The following is a 3,166-nucleotide window of genomic DNA, read 5'->3' on the forward strand; positions in this document are numbered from 1 at the left end:
GGCACAATTCCGGGAGCAGCACCTTGACCGCCTCCAGCGCCTGCTTGCCGCCATCATTGCTGGCGATCGCCACCACCTGTGCGGCGCTCAGGTTGTAGGGCGGCTGGCACAATTCCGGGAGCAGCACCTTGACCGCCTCCAGCGCCTGCTTGCCGCCATCATTGCTGGCGATCGCCACCACCTGTGCGGCGCTCAGGTTGTAGGGCGGCTGGCACAATTCCGGGAGCAGCACCTTGACCGCCTCCAGCGCCTGCTTGCCGCCATCATTGCTGGCGATCGCCACCACCTGTGCGGCGCTCAGGTTGTAGGGCGGCTGGCACAATTCCGGGAGCAGCACCTTGACCGCCTCCAGCGCCTGCTTGCCACCATTGTTGCTGGCGATCGCCACCACCTGTGCGGCTCTCAGTTTATAGGGAGGCTGGCACAACTCCGGTAGCAGCGCCTTGACTGCCTCCAGAGCCTGCTTGCCGCCATCATTGCTGGCGATCGCCACCACCTGTTCTGTGCCCAAGCCATAGGGTGGCTCACGCAACTGGGGGAGCAGCGCCTTGACTGCCTCCATGGCCTGCTTGCCACCGATGTTGCTGGCGATCGCCACCACCTGTGCGGTGCTCAGGCGATAGGGTGGCTCACGCAACTGGGGGAGGAGCGCCTTGACTGCCTCCAGCGCCGATTTGCCACCAATGTTGCTGGCGATCGCCACCACCTGTCCGGCTCTCAGTTTATAGGGAGGCTGGCACAATTCCGGTAGCAGCACCTTGACCGCCTCCAGCGCCTGCTTGCCACCTCCGTTGCTGGCGATCGCCACCACCTGTTCTGTGCCTAGGCCATAGGGTGGCTTACCCAACCTGGGGAGGAGCGCCTTGACCGCCTCCAGCGCCTGTTTGCCACCCCCGTTGCTGGCGATCGCCACCACCTGTTTTGTGTTCAGGCCATAGGGTGGCTCACGCAACTGGGGGAGCAGCGCCTTGACTGCCTCCAGCGCCTGCTTGCCACCAATGTTGCTGGCGATCGCCACCACCTGCCCGGCGCTCAGGTTGTAGGGCGGCTGGCACAATTCCGGGAGCAGCGCCTTGACCGCCTCCAGCGCCTGCTTGCCACCAATGTTGCTGGCGGCCGCCACCGTCTGTGCGGTGCTCAGGCCATAGGGTTGCTCACGCAACTGGGGGAGCAGCGCCTTGACCGCCTCCAGCGCCTGCTTGCCACCATTGTTGCTGGCGATCGCCACCACCTGTGCGGCTGTCAGTTTATAGGGAGGCTGGCACAATTCCGGGAGCAGCGCCTTGACCGCCTCCAGCGCCTGTTTGCCACCCCCGTTGTTGGCGATCGCCACCACCTGTTCCGTGCCTAGGCCATAGGGTGGCTTACGCAACCAGGGGAGGAGGACCTTGACCGCCTCCAGCGCCTGCTTGCCACCATTGTTGTTGGCGATCGCCACCACCTGTTCTGTCTTCAGGCCATAGGGTGGCTCACGCAACCTGGGGAGGAGCGCCTTGACCGCCTCCAGCGCCTGCTTACCGCCAACGTTGCTGGCGATCGCCACCACTTGCTGCGGCGTAAGATTCAGCGGCGGACGCGTGAACTCCTCCCGCAGCTTATGTACCAGCAGGATGGCGGGTCGCGCGCCGTATTGAGCAATTCCTGCAATCTGCGAGACATCCAGCCTAAGGGGCTCCGCCGCCAGATCTGCTGCTGTCCACAGCAGTGCCTCCAGCGCAAGGTTTCCCGACCTCTGCCGGGCGATGGTCACGATGTGACTGCGTTCCAAGCCGGGGAGCGCAGCAACTAGGGCTTGGTAGTCTCGGGCCACGACCTTCAGCGACTGCCGCCGGTTACTGATCTGGCAGATTTCGGCATGGGTGAACCCGTGTTCCGTCAGCTGATCGTGATACTTCGCAATTTCACTGGAATTTTCCGGTTTGAGCTTTCGAAGCTGCTCCTTGGTATAGCCTAGGGCTAGCAGACCAGCCGAGCCGGTCGGGGCGTGCGCAGTTGCGGAAGTTTGCGCGGCCGCATCGGGGCTTGATGTGCTAGGGGGCAAAGATGGTGACGTGGCCCCGGTGGACAAGCGGTCGGATTGCGGCTCCAGACGCAACCCGGCATGTGACGGCACAGGAGCCTGCCAGGCGGCAACCAACGTCCTCTCCTGCTCATGGGTGAGCGCGTCCAGTCCCGGACTGTGCTGCAGCCTGGACGGCGAAGCAAGTCCGGGGCTGGGAGGCTGGGCAGGTGGCGTCGTAGGACGTGACTGACCAGGCACCCAGGACTGCACAGGTCTCAATACGCCCTCCACGTGGCCGAAATCGGTCCGGCGGCGCAACGGGGCAAGCACGTCGTCGCCAGCCGAGTGTGCCCGGCGCCGGGCTACGCCCTCCTGGGCAGTAGAAGCCTCATTGTCCTGTTCAGGCGAAAAGGACGCGTCGTTGGATGTGCCGTTTGTACTGTCGATTCTCATGTCTTCCTCTCCTGCTACCCGAAGGCAGGGCGACCCGCAGCGGCGCGCCGTCAGAATGGCGCGCTGTGTGTCAGCGAGATCACTCGGACAAAATCATGCTGACCCACAGTCGCAGGGCCTGTCTCGCGCATAGCGAAATGACGGCAGCGCAAGCGAACTGTTTTCGGTTCTGGTAATCATATAGCCGGCCCCACGCCGTTGTGGTGAAGCGGCGGGCGTAGAGTTGAGGTTGCGAGACCCACTTGATGCACAGGAGGCCGGCATGGATGGGGGGCGACAATGATTGCGTCCGGTGTAGCGACAAATGGAATGAACCCCCCCACCTATCGGGTGGGACACGCTAAAGAAGGCGGACCCTCGCGGGCCGACGGCATCAAAGTGCCCAAAAGGAAGATCATTGAGGTCTTCACAGGGGAGTTAAAGTCAAATCTGGTGTATGCGGTCTCGGCGTAATCAGGCGGCTAGCGATTGCTGAGCCGGTGTGCTGTCGGTCACCGGTTCTCCATCCTTGAACGTCATCCCGTCAAGCATCGAAGTGAGCTTTTCCGGGGCGCGGATGCGCCGCCACGATTCTTCGGCCGACTCGATCAGCTTGAACGCCAGCCCGAGGAACGTCGCGCGCGATACACAGTTGCGCGTGCGTTTCGTGCGATGGCGCACCGTCGCAAAGGTCGATTCAATCGGGTTCGTGGTGCGCAGATGCTGCCAGTG

The 3,166-nt window shown here is 63.2% G+C and carries 2 pseudogenes; both read right to left on the minus strand.

The annotated features are described in order from the left end of the window. Positions 1–2,137: pseudogene (locus GCT19_RS41375) on the minus strand (TAL effector repeat-containing protein); the annotation flags it as partial. Between the two features lie 771 nt (positions 2,138–2,908). Then, positions 2,909–3,166: pseudogene (locus tag GCT19_RS41380) on the minus strand (IS256 family transposase); the annotation flags it as partial.

The sequence above is a fragment of the Paraburkholderia atlantica genome (assembly GCF_009362785.1).
In the GTDB taxonomy this organism is placed as follows: domain Bacteria; phylum Pseudomonadota; class Gammaproteobacteria; order Burkholderiales; family Burkholderiaceae; genus Paraburkholderia; species Paraburkholderia atlantica.